General features: G+C 38.5%; 14 protein-coding genes and 1 other annotated feature. Of the genes, 4 read left to right on the top strand and 10 right to left on the bottom strand.

From position 1 onward, the window contains the following. Window positions 1–176: 176 nt before the first annotated feature. Together guaA and gdhA are read right to left on the bottom strand one after the other, a co-directional pair. Complete coding sequence (guaA, locus tag EFD62_RS06690; RefSeq protein ID WP_069194098.1) at window positions 177–1,712, bottom strand: glutamine-hydrolyzing GMP synthase; 1,536 nt, start codon at window positions 1,710–1,712, stop codon at window positions 177–179. Between the two features lie 166 nt (window positions 1,713–1,878). Further along, entirely contained in the window at window positions 1,879–3,213 is a 1,335-nt protein-coding gene (gdhA, locus tag EFD62_RS06685; RefSeq protein WP_128705883.1) for an NADP-specific glutamate dehydrogenase, read from the bottom strand. 515 nt (window positions 3,214–3,728) lie between these two features. Here gdhA and EFD62_RS06680 point away from each other — a divergent pair. Both EFD62_RS06680 and gltA read left to right on the top strand, forming a co-directional pair. Beyond that, a complete protein-coding gene (locus EFD62_RS06680; RefSeq protein WP_069194100.1) occupies window positions 3,729–4,568 on the top strand; it encodes a sulfide/dihydroorotate dehydrogenase-like FAD/NAD-binding protein in 840 nt (279 codons plus the stop codon). Next, the gene (gene gltA, locus EFD62_RS06675) at window positions 4,568–5,962 is read left to right on the top strand and encodes an NADPH-dependent glutamate synthase (RefSeq protein WP_069194101.1); all 1,395 of its coding nucleotides are present in this window, start codon (window positions 4,568–4,570) and stop codon (window positions 5,960–5,962) included. The genes EFD62_RS06680 and gltA overlap by 1 nt, the downstream gene beginning before the upstream one ends. Window positions 5,963–6,042: 80 nt before the next feature. Here the strand turns inward: gltA and EFD62_RS06670 are convergent, their stop codons facing one another. From EFD62_RS06670 to EFD62_RS06655, 4 genes are read right to left on the bottom strand one after another with little or no spacing between them, the layout of a single operon-like run. Next, on the bottom strand, window positions 6,043–6,996 hold the full coding sequence (locus EFD62_RS06670; RefSeq protein WP_128705892.1) for a TIGR01212 family radical SAM protein: 954 nt from the start codon (window positions 6,994–6,996) through the stop codon (window positions 6,043–6,045). Beyond that, window positions 6,983–8,206, bottom strand: a complete 1,224-nt coding sequence (gene larC / locus EFD62_RS06665) for a nickel pincer cofactor biosynthesis protein LarC (RefSeq protein WP_069194103.1) — start codon at window positions 8,204–8,206, stop codon at window positions 6,983–6,985. The genes EFD62_RS06670 and larC overlap by 14 nt, the downstream gene beginning before the upstream one ends. 14 nt (window positions 8,207–8,220) lie before the next feature. Continuing rightward, window positions 8,221–8,967, bottom strand: coding sequence for a nickel pincer cofactor biosynthesis protein LarB (larB, locus tag EFD62_RS06660; protein WP_069194104.1), 747 nt, complete (start codon window positions 8,965–8,967; stop codon window positions 8,221–8,223). 49 nt (window positions 8,968–9,016) lie between these two features. Continuing rightward, window positions 9,017–9,898 (bottom strand): Rossmann-like and DUF2520 domain-containing protein, encoded by an 882-nt coding sequence (locus EFD62_RS06655; RefSeq protein ID WP_235832585.1) that lies wholly within the window; start codon window positions 9,896–9,898, stop codon window positions 9,017–9,019. 331 nt (window positions 9,899–10,229) lie between these two features. Here EFD62_RS06655 and EFD62_RS06650 point away from each other — a divergent pair, with 331 nt between their 5' ends. After that, on the top strand, window positions 10,230–13,040 hold the full coding sequence (locus EFD62_RS06650; RefSeq protein ID WP_069194105.1) for a stalk domain-containing protein: 2,811 nt from the start codon (window positions 10,230–10,232) through the stop codon (window positions 13,038–13,040). Window positions 13,041–13,081: 41 nt separating this feature from the next. Here the strand turns inward: EFD62_RS06650 and prfB are convergent. Both prfB and EFD62_RS06640 read right to left on the bottom strand, forming a co-directional pair. Next, window positions 13,082–14,192, bottom strand: a protein-coding gene (gene prfB / locus EFD62_RS06645) for a peptide chain release factor 2 (RefSeq protein ID WP_128705882.1) whose coding sequence is annotated in 2 segments (ribosomal slippage) — window positions 13,082–14,116 and window positions 14,118–14,192 — 1,110 coding nt in all. Because the reading frame shifts where the segments join, the coding sequence is not laid out codon by codon here. 141 nt (window positions 14,193–14,333) lie between these two features. Beyond that, a complete protein-coding gene (locus EFD62_RS06640; RefSeq protein WP_069194107.1) occupies window positions 14,334–15,011 on the bottom strand; it encodes a helix-turn-helix domain-containing protein in 678 nt (225 codons plus the stop codon). Between the two features lie 302 nt (window positions 15,012–15,313). Between EFD62_RS06640 and EFD62_RS06635 the strand changes: the two genes are divergently transcribed. Next, window positions 15,314–15,454, top strand: a complete 141-nt coding sequence (locus tag EFD62_RS06635) for an aspartyl-phosphate phosphatase Spo0E family protein (protein WP_069194108.1) — start codon at window positions 15,314–15,316, stop codon at window positions 15,452–15,454. A gap of 236 nt (window positions 15,455–15,690) precedes the next feature. Here the strand turns inward: EFD62_RS06635 and EFD62_RS06630 are convergent, their stop codons facing one another. Next, window positions 15,691–16,860 carry an aminotransferase class I/II-fold pyridoxal phosphate-dependent enzyme gene (locus tag EFD62_RS06630; RefSeq protein WP_069194109.1) on the bottom strand — a complete coding sequence of 390 codons (1,170 nt, stop codon included), beginning with the start codon at window positions 16,858–16,860 and terminating at the stop codon, window positions 15,691–15,693. Continuing rightward, on the bottom strand, window positions 16,857–17,336 hold the full coding sequence (locus EFD62_RS06625) for an Lrp/AsnC family transcriptional regulator (protein ID WP_069194110.1): 480 nt from the start codon (window positions 17,334–17,336) through the stop codon (window positions 16,857–16,859). Before EFD62_RS06625 ends, EFD62_RS06630 begins: the two co-directional genes overlap by 4 nt. A 63-nt stretch (window positions 17,337–17,399) precedes the next feature. Next, window positions 17,400–17,701, bottom strand: a binding site (T-box leader). Window positions 17,702–17,775: the final 74 nt, after the last annotated feature.

Here is a 17,775-nt window from a genome sequence, read left to right as displayed (position 1 = left end):
GCTGTAACGGCTGTAATATCAAGGGTTTGATACTCCATACAGATAAACAAAAAAGACCCTGAAACAAGTCTAAATGACTTATCTCAAGGTCTAATCTTCATTTATTTCTTTTGTTTTTGGGGGAAGCCCATTTTGCCCTTTTCAGGGAAAGGTGGGTTGCCCTTGGACATTATTAACTATTCCCACTCAATCGTTGCAGGTGGCTTGCTTGTTATATCATACACCACTCTGTTAATATGCTTGACTTCATTCACAATCCTATTGGATATTTTTTCAAGGAGATCATAAGGAATCCTTGCCCAATCGGCAGTCATAAAGTCGGTAGTAGTTACAGCCCTTAGTGCAAGGGTATAGTCATAAGTCCTTTCATCGCCCATGACTCCGACACTCCTCATTCCCGTGAGCACTGTGAAGTACTGGTTAATTTCCTTGTCCAGTCCTGCATTTTTTATTTCTTCTCTAAAGACGTGATCAGAATCCCTAAGTATATCCAATTTATCTTTTGTGACTTCACCAATAACCCTAATAGCCAGTCCAGGTCCTGGGAACGGCTGTCTCATGACAATATCTTCAGGTATTCCCAGCTCCATCCCAACTTTCCTAACCTCGTCCTTAAAAAGACTTCTGAGAGGCTCAATTATCTCTTTAAAATCCACATAATCAGGAAGACCACCTACATTGTGATGGCTTTTTATAACAGCAGCATCACCGATTCCGCTTTCAATTACATCCGGATAGATGGTTCCCTGTACCAAAAAGTCAACTGTTCCTATTTTCTTTGCTTCCTCTTCAAACACCCGGATAAATTCTTCCCCAATTATCTTCCTCTTTCTCTCGGGATCGGTCACTCCCTTGAGCTTTTCTAAGAACCTGTCCTCTGCATTAACCCTTATCAAATTAATATCAAACTGATTCTTGAATACTTCTTCAACCTGGTCCCCTTCGTACTTTCTAAGAAGGCCATGATCAACGAAAATACATGTCAGCTGCTTTCCTACAGCCTTATGAATCAACACAGCCGCCACCGAAGAATCAACACCTCCGGAGAGAGCGCACAAAACCTTTTTATCTCCTATCTTTTCTCTTATGCCCCTAACGGAATTTTCTATAAAGGAAGCCATCTTCCAATCTCCAGAGCAGCCGCAGATTTTGAAAAGGAAGTTATTTAATATATCTCTTCCTTTTGGTGTGTGAACTACTTCCGGATGGAACTGAACACCATACAGCTTCTTTTCGGTGTTTTCGATTGCTCCCATAGGACAATTGGAAGTATCCGCACATTTTACGAAGCCCTCAGGAAGACTATTGACATAATACGTGTGACTCATCCAGCATGTCGAATCATTTTCAATTCCCTCAAATAGTTTGCTGTTGTTATCAAATTTGATATTTACCTTTCCGTATTCACGCTGTTCTGCTTTTTCTACAGTTCCTCCAAGCATATAGCTCATCAGCTGCATACCGTAGCAGATTCCCAGAATCGGAATCCCCAGCTCAAAGACTTCCCTGTCGCAAATTGGAGCTTTAGGGTCTAATACCGTTGCAGGGCCTCCTGTAAAAATAATACCCTTCGGATTCATTGACTTTATCTTATCAATAGAAGAGTTGTAGGGAAGAACCTCACAATAAACATTTGCCTCTCTTACTCTTCTTGCAATAAGCTGATTATACTGTCCTCCAAAGTCGAGAACGAGAATTAATTCGTTATTCAAGCTAACCTCTCCTTCATATAAAACTATGATGTCTTATTATATCAAATTCAGCATGTAATGCAAAACAAAAATTAATAGCAAACATAAAAAATATGTTGAATAAAAAAGGAGCCAGAGAAATGGCCTCTGACCCCCGTATCTTTAATTTTATTTTATGCGTTATATTTTACACTCCCTGTGCCTTCATAGCATTTGCAACTTTCAAGAAGCCTGCAATATTTGCACCCAATACCAGGTTGTTCTCTTGACCGTATTCTTTTGCTGCTGCACTTGCACTTCTAAATATATTAACCATAATATCCTTTAACTTAGCATCAACCTCTTCAAATGTCCAGGAATATCTCATGCTGTTCTGGCACATTTCAAGTCCTGAAGTAGCAACACCACCGGCATTTGAAGCTTTTCCAGGTGCAAAAAGAACTCCGTTATTCATAAACACTTCAATAGCTCCAGGTGTGGATGGCATGTTTGCACCTTCTCCTACTGCATAACATCCATTTGCAACAAGAGCCTTTGCCCCATTTTCATCAAGTTCATTTTGTGTAGCACATGGAAGGGCAACATCACACTTGATTGTCCATATTCCTGAACATCCTTCAGTATATGTTGCATTAGGATGATACTTAACATATTCACTGATTCTCTTTCTTTCTACCTCTTTAATTTGCTTAACGGTATCAAGCTTTACTCCATCAGGATCATGGATATATCCGTTTGAATCACTTAATGCAACTACCTTAGCACCCAACTGCTGTGCCTTCTCTGTTGCATAGATGGCAACATTACCCGAACCGGATATTACAACTGTAGCACCTTCAAAGGATTTACCCTTCATTGTTTTCATTGCTTCATCCATGAAGTAGCAGAGACCATAACCTGTTGCCTCGGTTCTTGCAAGACTTCCACCCCATGTCAATCCTTTTCCTGTCAAAACTCCAGTAAACTCGTTCCTTATCTTTCTGTACATGCCGTACATGTAACCTATTTCACGGCCGCCAACACCGATATCTCCAGCAGGAACGTCGGTATCCGGTCCTATATGTTTGCTAAGTTCAGTCATAAAGCTCTGGCAGAATCTCATGATTTCTCCGTCGGATTTGCCTTTTGGATCAAAGTCGCTGCCGCCTTTGCCTCCGCCCATTGGAAGACCGGTCAATGAATTCTTAAAAATCTGCTCGAAGCCAAGGAATTTGATAATTCCTACATTAACCGAAGGATGGAACCTTATTCCTCCTTTATATGGACCTATTGCACTGTTGAACTGTACTCTAAAGCCTCTGTTTACCTGCACCTTACCATTGTCATCTACCCATGGCACTCTGAAAATGATCTGTCTTTCAGGTTCAACAATCCTGTCAAATATACCTGCATTTAAGTACTCCGGATTCTTTTCGGCCACAATTTCCAATGACTCCAATACTTCTTTTACTGCTTGATGAAATTCTGGTTCATTTGGATTTCTTTTAATGACTTGTTCCATAACATTAGACAATAATTTCATTTTAAATTCCTCTCCCATCCTGTTTAACTTTTATTATAAATAGAGTTATTTGCATGCATAAGCAAATTACTCCTGCAAAAAACAACACTAAAACCAATATACACCTTTGTACTGTATACGGTATACGCCATTGTATACCCTCAAAATAAATGTTTGAGGAACTAACGAAATGACATTTTGAATTATAACAAAAATATATTAACATTGCAAGAGTCGAAATAAATAATTTCGAATTTTAACGCAACTTCTATTTCTCATCTTTTGTCCGAAGTATGGATTTAGCCCGAATTAGACAGATTGAGGAATTTTTCACTTGTGTTGTAGTTATAAATTTATGCAGGAAATCATCTAAGTAACTTTCATTTTTATTTATTTACGACATCTCTTCTGTTGTGCTTATTACATTTGCAAGATAATACCACAAAATAAAATACTTCCTATATATTGCGATTGACTTAGAGGGCCTCAATAGTTAAAATTAGAGTAAGCTCAAGATTGAGAAAGGGAGGCTAAGCATGTTTAAAATAGTAAAGAAAAAGATTCTTAACCCGCAGGTTAAGTTAATGGAGATATCAGCTCCACATATAGCAAAAAAAGCAGAGCCCGGACAGTTTATAATTCTGAGGGTGGATGAAAACGGTGAAAGAATCCCTCTTACAATAGCTGATTTTGACCGCATTAAAGGTACGGTAACGATAATATTTCAAGAAGTGGGAAAGACTACTAAAATATTGGGATCTCTTGAAGAAGGCGATGAATTATTGGACTTTGTTGGCCCTTTAGGGACAGCATCCCACTTTGAAAATATAAAAAAAGCTGCCGTTATAGGCGGTGGTCTCGGAACTGCAATAGCATATCCTCAGGCCAAAAAATTACACTCTATGGGTGTAGAGGTCGATTCCATAGCGGGTTTCAGAAACAAGGACCTGATAATTCTTGAGGATGAAATGAAGGCCGTAAGTGACAGGCTTTTTATAACTACCGACGATGGTTCCAATGGCAACAAAGGGTTTGTAAGCGATGTATTAAAGAGCCTTATTGAAGAAGGAAACAAATACGATCTGGTTATTGCTATCGGTCCATTGATAATGATGAAGGTTGTTAGCAACCTTACAAAGTCCTACGGTATAAAAACTATTGTAAGCATGAACCCTGTTATGATTGATGGCACCGGTATGTGCGGAGGCTGCAGAGTAACTGTGGGCGGTGAAACTAAGTTTGCATGCGTGGACGGACCTGATTTCGACGGACATCTTGTGGATTTTGATGAAGCAATGAGAAGACAAGCGATGTATAAAAAAGAAGAAACCCTGGCTACTGAAAAGCATAATTGCAGATTGGGGGGTAAAGGATAATGCCTAATATGTCATTGAAAAAAGTTCCCATGCCGGAGCAAGAGCCTAATGTTAGAAGCAAAAACTTTCTAGAGGTTGCCTTAGGCTATACCGAGCAAATGGCAATGGAGGAAGCTCAAAGGTGTCTTGACTGCAAGCACAAGCCCTGTGTCTCCGGCTGTCCGGTAAACGTAAAAATTCCGGAGTTTATTCAGCTGATAGCTCAAGGTAAATTTGAAGAAGCCTATAATAAAATAAAAGAAACCAACAACCTTCCGGCTATTTGCGGAAGGGTCTGCCCTCAAGAGACACAGTGCGAACAGCTTTGTGTAAGGGGTAAAAAGGGCGAACCTGTGGCAATCGGAAGACTTGAAAGGTTTGCAGCAGATTGGCACATGAAAAACAGTACATCTTCCAATGAAAAGCCTGAAAAGAACGGCAAAAAAGTAGCAGTAATCGGTTCGGGGCCTGCAAGTCTCACTTGTGCAAGTGACTTGGCAAAACTCGGTTATGAGGTGACTATTTTTGAAGCCTTTCACGTCCCCGGTGGTGTGTTAATGTATGGTATTCCGGAATTCAGACTGCCAAAGAAACTGGTTCAAGAGGAAATCGAAACCATCAAGCAGCTTGGTGTGGACATCAGAACAAATATGGTTATCGGAAAGGTCTACTCCATTGACGAGCTCAAGGAAGAAGGGTATGAAGCCATATTTATCGGCTCCGGTGCCGGATTGCCATCCTTTATGAAAATTCCGGGGGAAAACCTCAATGGGGTTTACTCCGCAAACGAATTCCTCACAAGAATAAACCTTATGAAGGCTTATGAATTTCCAAATTGCGATACTCCTGTGAAAGTAGGAAAAAGTGTTGCTGTTGTGGGCGGAGGAAATGTTGCAATGGATGCCGCAAGAAGTGCCAAAAGGCTCGGTGCTGAAAATGTGTATATAGTGTATAGACGTTCGGAAGCGGAAATGCCCGCAAGACTCGAAGAGATTCATCACGCAAAGGAAGAGGGCATTTTGCTCAAGCTCCTTACAAACCCCACAAGAATTTTAGGTACCGATGACGGCTGGGTAAAGGGTATTGAATGCGTAGAGATGGAGCTGGGCGAACCGGATGTATCCGGAAGAAGGAAGCCTGTGACAAAGGAAGGTTCCGAACATGTCATCGATGTAGAGACGGTCATTATTGCTATTGGCCAAAGTCCAAACCCATTGATTACCTCAACCACGCCGGGACTGGATACTCAAAAATGGGGCGGAATTATTGCCGATGAAGAAACCGGAGCCACCAGCATTGAAGGTGTATACGCCGGCGGAGATGCGGTAACCGGTGCAGCAACCGTTATTCTGGCAATGGGAGCAGGCAAGAATGCTGCAAAGGCAATTGACGAATACTTGAAAAACAAAAAATAGTTTTATGGCTGTGGCGATATAAAAAAGGTCTCTAGTTGCTGTTTTTGCAGGAGACCTTTTTTATTTGCTCTATTCTCGGTTCATAATACTCTTTCGTTTATACCGGCAAGGGCCTTTCCATTTAGATAATCAAATTTCTTGCCCTGATACCTATTCTCCTCTGTCATTTTCCGCTCAATGCTATCATGTATTTTCCACCAACTCATGCCCCAATTACAAAACAAACTTCTCTCCTCTGGTGCACGTCCTATAAGCCTCTGCACCACAATTGACGGATTAAGGTACTCAAGAAATGATATCGTCCTTTCAATATATTCTTCCACAGTTACAGGCTTTATCTCTCCCTTTTCGTACATTTCCCCCAGAATTGTATCCTTCAAAATGTAAAGGGAATGGCATTTTACCTGATTTACTCCTAAAGCTGACAATATCCTTGCTCCTTCAATTACATCATCCATTGAATCCATAGGTATATCCGGTATGTAATGGGCACAGGACTCAAGCCCATATGACCTTATTGCCAGCACAGCATCTATAAACTCCGCAAGCAGGTGTCCCCTGTTGAGTAGCTTCAAAGTATGATAATTTACCGTCTGGAGTCCTAGCTCTATTACAATATCCACCCCTTTTGATTCCTTTATCTCCCTTAGAAAGGAAAGATATAAATCCTTAATGCAATCAGGGCGGGTGGAAATATAGAGAGCCACAATGTTTTCTTCTAAAGCGCCGTTAATATACCTTTTAAAGTCTTCAAAAGAAAGATAGGTATTTGTATAGTTTTGAAAATATGCAATAAATTTCTCAGACTTGTAGTTATCCCCAATATACCTGGAGTTTAACTTAAGCTGTTCTTTGATTTCGAGAAAGCTAGGAAGATTTTCAAAACCGGCTCCCTCTTCTCCACAGAATATACATCCCTTACTGCTGATTCTGCCGTCACGGTTCGGGCATGTGACCGGCAGGTTCAAAGGGAGCTTATAAACCTTTGCTCCATACTTTTCCTTTAAATAGGTTGAAAACTTATTGTAAAGCATCTGTATTCCTTTCCTCAAATGTCAAAATAGCTTTGTTTACAGCGTCATACACCTTCCACAAAGGTATTCTCAATTCCTCAGCAACCTCTTTACAGTCCTCAAATTCCGGTGAATACTTCTTGTAATCCCCAAGGCATGATTCCTTCACTCTTATTTTTCCAAACTCTGTATTCACATATTTTATTTCTCTTTCAAGAATATATCTTTTAGCTATGGTCTTTCTGATACCTAAAGTTGTTGTTTCTGTCAGAATAATATTTACAAGCTCCTGTTCCCTTTCTCTGTCGGACAGTACCGTCAATATAATCCCCGGCCTATTCTTTTTCATGTATACAGATGTATAGAACACATCCAATGCGCCGTTCTCAAAAAGTCTGTTCATAACATAACCAAGAACCTCAGGATTCATATCATCGATATTGGTCTCAAGTACACAAACATCATCATCATTTTTTTCTTTACCCTCAATACTTCCCAAAACACATCTTAAAGCATTAAATCGCCCCGTCTGCCTCTTACCTGCCCCATATCCTACACTTTCAATAGTCATTTGAGGCATGGAACCAAACTCCGAGGCCACACACTTTATAATTCCGATACCTGTAGGAGTCACCAATTCCGTGTTTACATCCTCCGTTATATAAGGTATTTTACTATCCCTAAGCATTTCCAAAACTGCAGGAACCGGCACCGGCAACTTCCCGTGCTGACACTCTATAAAGCCTGTGCCGTCATGCATCGGCGATGAATATATTTTGTCAACCTTCAAAAGGTCCAAGCAAATTGCAGTACCTACAATATCCACGATGGAGTCAATGGCACCCACCTCATGAAAGTGCACATGATCAATGGGTTTGTTATGAACTTTCGCCTCAGCCCGGGCAATTTCTCCAAATATCTTCTTACTGAGTCTTTTTACATTGTCTTTTAGGCTACTATCGTCAATCAGCTTTTCAATATCCGCCAAATTGCGCTCACAATGGTGATGGTGTTCGTTATGATGAGTGCATTCCTTTTCTATAATGACATCCACATCGGTTACAGCTATTGAGTTTATAACTTTTCTTTCAATAGCAATATCAAAGCCATCCACCTTTAGTCCTGCAAGCTCCTTTTTAAAAACATCAATGTCAATCCCCAGGTCCAACAGGGCACCTAAAATCATATCCCCGCTGGCACCGGAAAAACAGTCAAAATATAATATTCTCATATCCTTTTCCTTTCCTAAAGCTTATTTATCATACTTGCCAAAAACCCCGCTCCAAAACCGTTATCGATATTTACCACCCCGATTCCGGTAGCGCAGCTGTTTAGCATTGTCAAGAGAGCTGAAAGGCCTCCAAAATTCGCACCATACCCCACACTGGTAGGAACAGCTATTACCGGCTTTTCCACCAGACCGCTGACTACACTTGCCAAGGCTCCCTCCATTCCTGCTACCACCACAAGGACATTTGCCTCGCGAATCACATCCAATCGGGCAAACAACCTGTGGATTCCTGCTACTCCAACGTCATAAACCCTCTCGACCCTGTTTCCCATCGTCTCGCATGTGACCGCTGCTTCCTCAGCTACCGGAATATCCGCCGTCCCCGCTGTTATGACTGCAATCATCTTGCTAACCTTGGAAATGTCCCTTTTCTTTACGACCACAATTCTGGCCTCTTCATAGTACACAGCATCATCGGTAATTTCCTTAATAGCTTCAAAACACTTGATATCAGCCCTTGTAGCCATAATGTTATTGTTTTTTTCCATTAGTCTTTCCACTATCTTCTTAACCTGCTCAACAGTTTTCCCCTGACAATAAATCACCTCGGGATAACCATTGCGAATATTCCTGTGCTGATCAACTTTTGCAAAACCAAGATCCTCAAAAGGAAGCTTTTTGAGCTCCGTTAAAGCATCATCAACTTCAACGCTTCCATTTTTAACACCTTCTAATATTTCCCTAAGATATTCAATCTCCATAAATATATCTCCATATGTATAGAATTTTTACGATATTATTTAAACCAAATCATACCTTGCTATCACAAATTTTCATAAGCTTTTCGGCCCTATCATCTGTAAGGGTGCCCTTTTTTCGTGCAATCTCAATAGTCTTTCTCCCTAGTACTTTATATATATTTTTCAGATTTTTATCCAGACTATCCAGCGCCTTTATATGCTCCTCAATAACACTGTGATCCCCCCGTGACACTGGCCCCGTAAGAGCGCCTACACTTCCGAGCCTTTCAATATTATCAACGGTGTTCGTAATCAGAGGAAGAAACGCCTCATGAGCAGTTTTTCCGTCAAATCCTATATTCTCCAATATTTCATGGGCAGCATATGAGAGGGTCACCGTATAATTTGATATAATGCATGCAGCAGCATGATACAGCGTTTTGTCCTGCTCTTTTATTTTTATCAATCTACTCTCAAAGGATTTTACAATGCTTAAAGCTTGCTTCAAAGCTTCTTCACAGCCTTCAAAGCCATAATATATATTGTATAGCTTCTTCCACCCATTGTCTTTGTCCGCTATGGACTGAATGGGATGAAGAGAGCCGGTATATGCTCCCAGATCTCCAAGAGGTTTTAGGGCTTTTGTTGTAAGCGCCCCGCTCAAATGAATAAAAGTTTTGGAGCAAAGAATATCGTCATCGATTTTTTGGGCAATTTCCTCGGAAACCTGTATTATATTATTATCAGATACCGAAATAAATATCAGCTCAGAGTTTTTTATTGTTTCCTCAAGATTGCTTTCAAAGGCTTTACCCAATTTAGCGCAAAGATATTTCTGTGAATTACTGCTTCGGCTATAAACTCCCGATATATTAAAACCATTGTTTTTAAGACCTACGGCAAGAGCACAGCCTACTTTTCCTGCTCCGACAATACCTATATTCATATCCATACCACCCCCCTGCCGTATCTATTCGATTTCTGCCTAACTTCATTTTGCAAAACTATATACGTTGCAATATCCAAAATAATTTAAAATGCTTATTGCAAAATATATAACCAATAGAATAATACCACAATTTCTAAATTTTATTAATAGCATTTATGGCATTAATATCATATATTTTTTAAGTATTTGTTTCACTTATTTTACAAAGAGTTAACAATTGTTGTACGTGACGTTCACTTTTGATATTATACATAATATATGGGTTACGTATTGTTGTTTCTTTTATCTACATAAAACAACTAAAATAATGAGTGTAAAGAGGATAGTGTTATATATGAAAAAAGCTTTGCTATTACTTATAACTCTGTCGGCAATGATTATGTTAAATGTTTCTGTTGCCTGGGCAGATATAAGCCTGAATTTATATTACAATGGGAAAATTCATACTCTTAAGAATACTGTCGTAAATCAAAACGACAGATATTATCTGGATGCCGATGAAATAGGTCAAATACTTGATTTGAAGCTTAAGGCCGACCTTTCAAGCAAAACCCTTTCCATTAATGATGGAAAATCGGTAAGTACATATTCGGCAAGGCCTTTAGATTATTCCATAGTTGGCTTGAAGAATTACAACTCCAATATACCGGAGATAATAAACGAAAGATTTTATCTTCCCTTTGAGTTTATAGAGGAAAAATTTAATTTGATTGTAAAATACGATAAAGAATCCGGCTCTATATATTTTTTAAGAGACAAAGACCTTAAGAACTTCAAGAACATCACTCACGGATATCTATTAGAGGTTCCTTCCCATAGCAGCATTGATCTTTCAGGATCTTTCGACAGCTTTAGCGATAATTCAATTATGATGATTGATGAGAAGGGAGAGTTTAATTATTCAATAAACTCAGATAAGCTAGATGCTACATCTATTGCCGGCATGCGCCTAATTCTCAACGATTACAGTTCTTCTAACGAGCAGATTTTTGAGGAGATTAGCAATTACACAAAAAGCTATTTTAGAGCCATGCAGTCATTGTATAAAAATGAGTTTCTGTTCAGCGGAACCGATGCGGCCTCCAGTGAATCCAATATGAAAATTTTTGCAGACTATAGCGAGTATATCTATGGCCAGCTTTCTAATGTCGTATTGTACAACATAATAAAAAGTGACAAATATTCCTCCGTTGAAGAAACCCATATTATGATAACTATCCCCATCTACTCCAATATGTCGATATATACAATTAATATATCCGGCAAAAGAGGTTTCTTGACTACAGAGAATATAGGCAAAATAAAAGAGCTTATAAATGCCCTTAAAATTCAAAACCTTCCGGCTAATCAAAACTCTCTGAAAATATTCAATGACGTCAAAACCGTCAGAAGTGCAAATTCCGGAATTTATCCGCTACTTTCCGAAAGCGATATTGAATATACTGAATACATAAACTTGCAGCAGAATTTCAAAATGCAATATCCGTCAACATTTACGCCGTATCTGCAAAACAGTATTATCGACAGTCTTGATTTTACAAGCTTTAAAATTGACTACAACAATTATATATCAATTTCCGTGGAAGAAATACATAACCCCGATACATGTATTGAAAACAAACTAAGCATAATAAAATCTTCTCCTTCAGTAAGATCAGACACTATTGAGGAAGGAAATAGCTTGCTTTCCGGCAAGGATTTCCACTATGTAAAATATGAAATAAAAGATGGATTGGACCTGTATTATATTCAGGACTATTATACAACATACAACTCAAAACTTTATAAAATTGAGTTAAACAGCAGATTTGAAAAGCCATCCGCTGCTGTTGTCAATGAGTTTATCAAAATTGCTGAATCAATGGAGTTTATAGATTCTGTCAAAACCGATTTTATCGCCGACATGGGCTTTAACAAATATATAAATGAATATGAAGGATACTCCTTCTCCTATCCGGATACCTGGGAGCTAAAGAACAAATCCACGGATATTAATTTCGACAGGTTTTCTATAGTATGCCCCGAATACTCAGGACCTCTTGATATTTGCATCAATGAATCCGAATCCTTGATTAATGCTTCTACCGAAGAATTGCTAAAGCTATTTGCCGCAAACAATGCAGAGATCGTAAGAAATTATACCACAAACTATTACGCACCCTATGGCACCAAAAACACAAAAATATTAAATACAAGTTCAAGAGTTGAAAATGACATTATCTATATTTATAGATTAATAAATTTTCTGGATGAAGGCCAAAGACACAAACTCGGTTATTCCATCGATATAATAAGAAATGGCAAGATTTACTCTTTGTTTATATCTGTCAGTGACTATTTAAGCTCTAATGGAAGCCTTTTGGACAAAGAGCTTGGTCAGACAATAGATGCCATCGTAGACTCCTTTACTCTCAAGCAAACAAGGGAATACTTAAAAAGAGAGTCTAAAGGAGAGACCCGAAATCAGAAAGTAGTTTTTCTGGAGAATTGCTTTAAGTTGATCCTTGGAAGATCAACAACCATTACCCATGCCCGGACTTTGGATTCAAATGATGATATTCTTGTTCAGATAAGCAACTGCAAAGAAGCCGGAACATATAGGATTAAGTTTGACTATGAAGAAAAAAACTTCGAAATTGTCAGTGCGGTTATGCAGAAGGATGCGGTAAGCTCTTCGGAGCAAAAACTCAGGGAAATGTACAGCAAGAAGGTAATTCACAGTATAAAACCCGACTATGATAATATGGCACTAACAATCCAGTACTCTGACAGTGTTGGTTTGCCTGCTTCCGAAAAAAGCTACTTTATTGACATATTGCCATCGGAAGACGGCTTTGATATTCGTCTGGTAAGAAACTATACTCCGTCAGAACTTATAGATAAATGTAAATCCTATCTGGAAAATTACCTTCTGACCAAAGTGGATGTGCAGTTCCCCAGAGGCTACAACCATTTAAAAAAGCATTTAGGTAAAGGTAGATATGAATCTTATTTTATTAATGTTTTCGCCAAATACGGTAGCAAATCGGGATACTTTCTGCTAAAGATTGATCCCTCCTCAGACAGCATAAGTGCCGTCAGCTTCATCCCCTCGTACGAAGCCGAAGAAGTATCTATAAGTGAATATAAAAGTCTGCAGTTTTAAAACCGCAGACTTTTATCATAATGTACATTATTTTGACTTTATTATTGTTTCTTTGATATACTTGAAAGATATGAGTTTATAAATCCATCCAATTCTCCATCCATAACAGAATCCACACTTATTTCTTCATAATTGGTCCTGTGGTCTTTCACAAGGGTATACGGACAAAACACATAAGATCTTATCTGACTTCCCCATGCTATTTCCAACTGTACCCCTTTCAAGTCCTCTATCTTCTCCTTATTTTCACGCTCTTTAAGCTCCATAAGCTTTGATTTCAGCATTCTCATGGCAGTATCCTTGTTTTGGAACTGCGAACGTTCAGTCTGACAGGCAACTACTACACCTGTAGGTATATGGGTAATTCTTACGGCAGATTCGGTTTTGTTTATATGCTGACCTCCAGCACCACTGGAACGGTAAGTATCAATACGAAGGTCATCCGAATTTATGTGGATTTCAATATCATCACTCATTTCCGGCATAACATCCAGCGAAGCAAAAGAAGTATGCCTTCTCCCCGAAGAATCAAAGGGAGATATTCTAACAAGGCGGTGAACTCCCTTTTCGGATTTCAAAAAGCCGTAAGCATTTTCTCCAACAACTTGGAAAGTAACACTTTTGATACCTGCTTCCTCTCCATCAAGATAATCCAATACTTTTATAGTGAATCCCTTTTTCTCTGCCCACCTGGTATACATTCTAAGAAGCATCTGCACCCAATCTTGGGCCTCAGTTCCCCCTGCACCGGCATGCATCGTCAAAATTGCATTGTTCTTGTCATACTGTCCGGTAAGAAGTGTCTCAAGCTTCAAGGCCTCAAATTCCTTTTTAAAGCTCTTAAAACTTTCCTCTGTCTCCGGAATCACACTTTCATCCTGTTCCTCAATTCCAAGCTCGCACAATGTGATCAAATCCTCCCACTGTGCAACAAGTTTATTGTATCTTTCCAATTTATCCTTTAATGACTTAATCCTTTGCAAAATTTTCTGAGAATTCTCAGTATCGTTCCAGAAATCAGGTTCTGATGCTTTCTGCTCAAGTTCCTCAATCTGATTGCTTAAACTTGCGATGTCAAAGAGATTTCCCCATTTCGTCTAAATTGTGTTTGAAGTCATCTACTTCAAGCTTAATCTGTTCAAGCTCTAACACTTACATCAACTCCTTAAACTATATTTAAATCCCATTACGGATTATTTTACAACACATAAGAAATAATGTCCATGATAAAATTTGATTGGAAAAATTGCATACTGATTAAAATTATCCTGAAATGCGCAATAATTGTAATTGCTATTCCTTTGACTGGTTGGTTTTTTTAATAGAGTTTATGAGTGGTTTTAAAACTTCTACCGGAAGGCCGGCATCCTGAATTTCTTTTGCCAGCTTTATATAGGGCAGATTACTCTCCTTAAGAACCCATCTCTTGATTTCCCCGTCTTCAGTAAAATCAAGTAGCCCACTTGTCTCTTCATAGGTTTCAGTCATCTTTTGCTGGCTTACCTCCAGCTTGTATAATTCCTTTTCCTTTTCATAAGTTTCAGGAGTATTATAGGTGTAAAAAAAAGAATCCCTCACCTGCGCATATTTTGCAAGAATTTTTATTGTTCCGACAAAGGGCATTCTTTCACCACGAGCATATAACTCAAGCATATCAGGGAAAATCAGCGCTCCCAATTTAGTACTAATATCCTCTGATAGTTCCTTATATGTAAGATTTCCCCTTATTAAATCGATATTTTTCCCTATGGTTATTGCATTAACATCCCTGCAATTGGCTCTTCCCAACAAATAATCAATAGATACATCAAAATAATCTGCAAGCTTTTTAAGAACTTCGTAATCCGGTTCCCTCTTAGCAAGCTCATATGACGCCACTGCCTGTCGAGTAATGCCCAAATAATCGGCAATATCTTTTTGTGAAAGTCGCTTTTCTTCCCTAAGTTGTTTAAGCATTGCTGCAAAAGCCATTCCCATACCACCCCGAGACTATTTGACACTATTTTCTCACAATTACAAACACAAAGCAACAAAATGTTAACAATTTATTGATTTTTTATTGACAGCAACAAAATGTTGCTGTAAAATAAAGTATGTACTAAAGACACGCTTTAAATGAGATTTTTTTGTGAAGATTTACAAGCAACATTTTATCACAGGTTATGGACAATAAACAAGTTTTATAGCAAACTTTATTTTTTAAACACAATTATTTAATTAATGTGATCACGTTAATATCAATATAATATTATGATTATTTGGAGGGGGATGCATTGGATAAGATTGAGTTTCTGAGGCAAAAACTTCATAATGTGATTGAGTCAGGTGATCACCATGCCATTCTGACAGTCAGTCAGGAGCTTGATATATTGATTGTAAGACATATGATTCATCAATTGCATTTAAATGAGTGATTTCTATCTTAATGTTTAATAAATTAATTTATGTTTTTATGTAGTACAAGCATTATATAAAATGCTGAAACTGAAAATTTGTTTTATTTAAATTTGTCATCCTGCACAATTTTACATATAATACTTAGTTTTTCGTACTATGTTATACATAGTACATTTTTTTATCTAAAAAAAGCCCGAGGAATCAAAAGTCCCTTGAGCTTTTTTAGATTAGTGCACCATATCGCCTGTTTCCGTTATTTTTTGTTTTTTTCCACAAATCTCTTGATTCTCTTCATTGCCTCAACTATATTATCCATAGAGCTGGCATAGCACGAGCGTATATATCCTTCTCCACATTCTCCAAAGGCTGTTCCCGGCACAACTGCAACCTTTTCCTCCATTAAAAGTCTCTCGGAAAACTCATATGAAGTCATTCCTGTCGATTTTATACACGGGAAAACATAAAAAGCACCTAACGGCTCAAAGCAGTCAAGCCCTGCACTCCTGTAGCCTTCAACCATGATCCTTCTCCTTCTGTTGTACTCTCTCATCATTGTTTCCACATCATCATCACTGTTTCTGAGAGCCTCTATGGCTGCATATTGAGCAGTTGTCGGAGAACACATTATAGCATACTGATGTATCTTATACATCGCTGAAATCAGGTCGGGATGACCTAGGCAATAGCCCAGTCTCCATCCTGTCATGGCATAAGCCTTTGAAAAGCCGTTTATAACCAATGTCTTTTCCTTCATCTCAGGGAAAGATGCAATGGATATATGCTTACCTTCGTAAGTAAGTTCAGAATATATTTCATCCGAAATAACGATTATATCCCTGTCCTTAAGAACCTCAACAATACCCTCAAGATCCTTCTTTTCCATAACAGCACCTGTAGGGTTATTAGGATAGGGTAGAATCAATACCTTGGTTTTATCGGTAATCGCCTTTTCCAAAAGCTCGGGAGTCAAACGGAACTCACTTTCCGCACTCAAGTTAATTATCACAGGAGTAGCTCCTGCAAAAATAGCACATGGTTTATAAGCAACAAAACTAGGTTCCGGAATAATTACTTCATCCCCGGGCCCGACAAGTGACCTTAAAGCTATGTCAATTCCTTCACTTCCCCCGACAGTCACAATAACCTGGTTCTTTGGATCATACTTTAGGTTATATTTCCTCTCCTGGAATTTGCATATCTCTTCTCTAAGCTCTATAAATCCTGCATTGGGAGAATAGTGGGTATATCCCTTTTCCAATGAATAAATGCCTGCCTCCCGGATATTCCATGGCGTCACAAAATCAGGTTCACCTATACTTAGAGATATAGCATCCTTCATTTCATTTACCAAATCAAAAAATTTTCTAATTCCCGATGGAGGTACTTGCCTGACAGATGGCAAGATCATTTCCGAAATATTCATAGAACAACTGCCTCCCTGTCATCTTTTTGCTTTTTTTCAAAAATAGTTCCCTTGTCCTTATACTTTTTTAACACAAAATGTGTTGAGGTGCTTAAAACTGACTCTAAAGGAGATAATTTTTCAGCAACAAATAATGCAACTTCCTTCATAGTCTTACCTTCAACAATAACAGTCAGGTCAAAACCACCGGACATAAGGTAGCAAGCCTTTACTTCCGGATACCTGTATATCCTTTCTGCAACCTTATCAAAGCCTTCTCCTCTTTGCGGAGTAACTTTTACTTCTATCAAAGCAGTTACAGATTCCTTAGTTGTTTTCTCCCAGTTTATCAGACTGATATACCCGAGAATAACATTATCCTCTTCGTACTTCTTTATAGCATCCCTTACCTCTTCAACACTCTTGTTAACCATTGTGGCTATCTGTTCTTCGGTTATTTTATTGTTGCTCTCTAATATTTCCAAAATTTCTTCCATATATATCCACTCCTTTAATAAAGTAATTATTTAAATAATATAAAAACTCCTTCACCCTATAAAACAAGGGACGAAGGAGTATTCCGCGTTACCACCCTAATTAGCACCATATTGGTGCTCACTCTGTCAGTTCTTATAACAGTATATTATTTATCCATACTGCTATAAACACCGTTCCTCAGTAACGTGAGGCTACGTCATCCTCTAATATCAGAGTTTCCTAAACAAAAGAGTGTTAAAGAAACTCACATTTCTCAAGGAGAAGCTCAAGGGCTGCCTTCTATATAGACACTTTGCCGGGCTTCCACTATCCCCGACTCTCTTATAAAGCACCTATATGTACTCTTCCCCATCATCGCAGTTAATAATTATAAAATCAAGTTAAATTATACTATATTTGATGTCACTATGCAAGCAGATTTACTACCAATTTTTATAA

Source organism: Acetivibrio mesophilus, assembly GCF_004102745.1.
GTDB lineage: Bacteria > Bacillota > Clostridia > Acetivibrionales > Acetivibrionaceae > Hungateiclostridium > Hungateiclostridium mesophilum.
Note: the sequence above shows the minus strand (reverse complement) of the source record. Positions and strands in the feature narration are given on the sequence as shown.

Excerpts from the sequence above, each read along its gene's own strand:
- EFD62_RS06650 (WP_069194105.1), top strand. The coding sequence starts at position 10,230 with ATGAAAAAAGCTTTGCTATTACTTATAACTCTGTCGGCAATGATTATG.
- EFD62_RS06655 (WP_235832585.1), bottom strand. The coding sequence starts at position 9,898 with ATGGATATGAATATAGGTATTGTCGGAGCAGGAAAAGTAGGCTGTGCT.
- EFD62_RS06625 (WP_069194110.1), bottom strand. The coding sequence starts at position 17,336 with ATGGAAGAAATTTTGGAAATATTAGAGAGCAACAATAAAATAACCGAA.
- larC (WP_069194103.1), bottom strand. The coding sequence starts at position 8,206 with ATGAGAATATTATATTTTGACTGTTTTTCCGGTGCCAGCGGGGATATG.
- gdhA (WP_128705883.1), bottom strand. The coding sequence starts at position 3,213 with ATGAAATTATTGTCTAATGTTATGGAACAAGTCATTAAAAGAAATCCA.
- EFD62_RS06640 (WP_069194107.1), bottom strand. The coding sequence starts at position 15,011 with ATGGCTTTTGCAGCAATGCTTAAACAACTTAGGGAAGAAAAGCGACTT.
- gltA (WP_069194101.1), top strand. The coding sequence starts at position 4,568 with ATGCCTAATATGTCATTGAAAAAAGTTCCCATGCCGGAGCAAGAGCCT.
- larB (WP_069194104.1), bottom strand. The coding sequence starts at position 8,967 with ATGGAGATTGAATATCTTAGGGAAATATTAGAAGGTGTTAAAAATGGA.
- EFD62_RS06680 (WP_069194100.1), top strand. The coding sequence starts at position 3,729 with ATGTTTAAAATAGTAAAGAAAAAGATTCTTAACCCGCAGGTTAAGTTA.
- EFD62_RS06670 (WP_128705892.1), bottom strand. The coding sequence starts at position 6,996 with ATGCTTTACAATAAGTTTTCAACCTATTTAAAGGAAAAGTATGGAGCA.
- EFD62_RS06630 (WP_069194109.1), bottom strand. The coding sequence starts at position 16,860 with ATGAATATTTCGGAAATGATCTTGCCATCTGTCAGGCAAGTACCTCCA.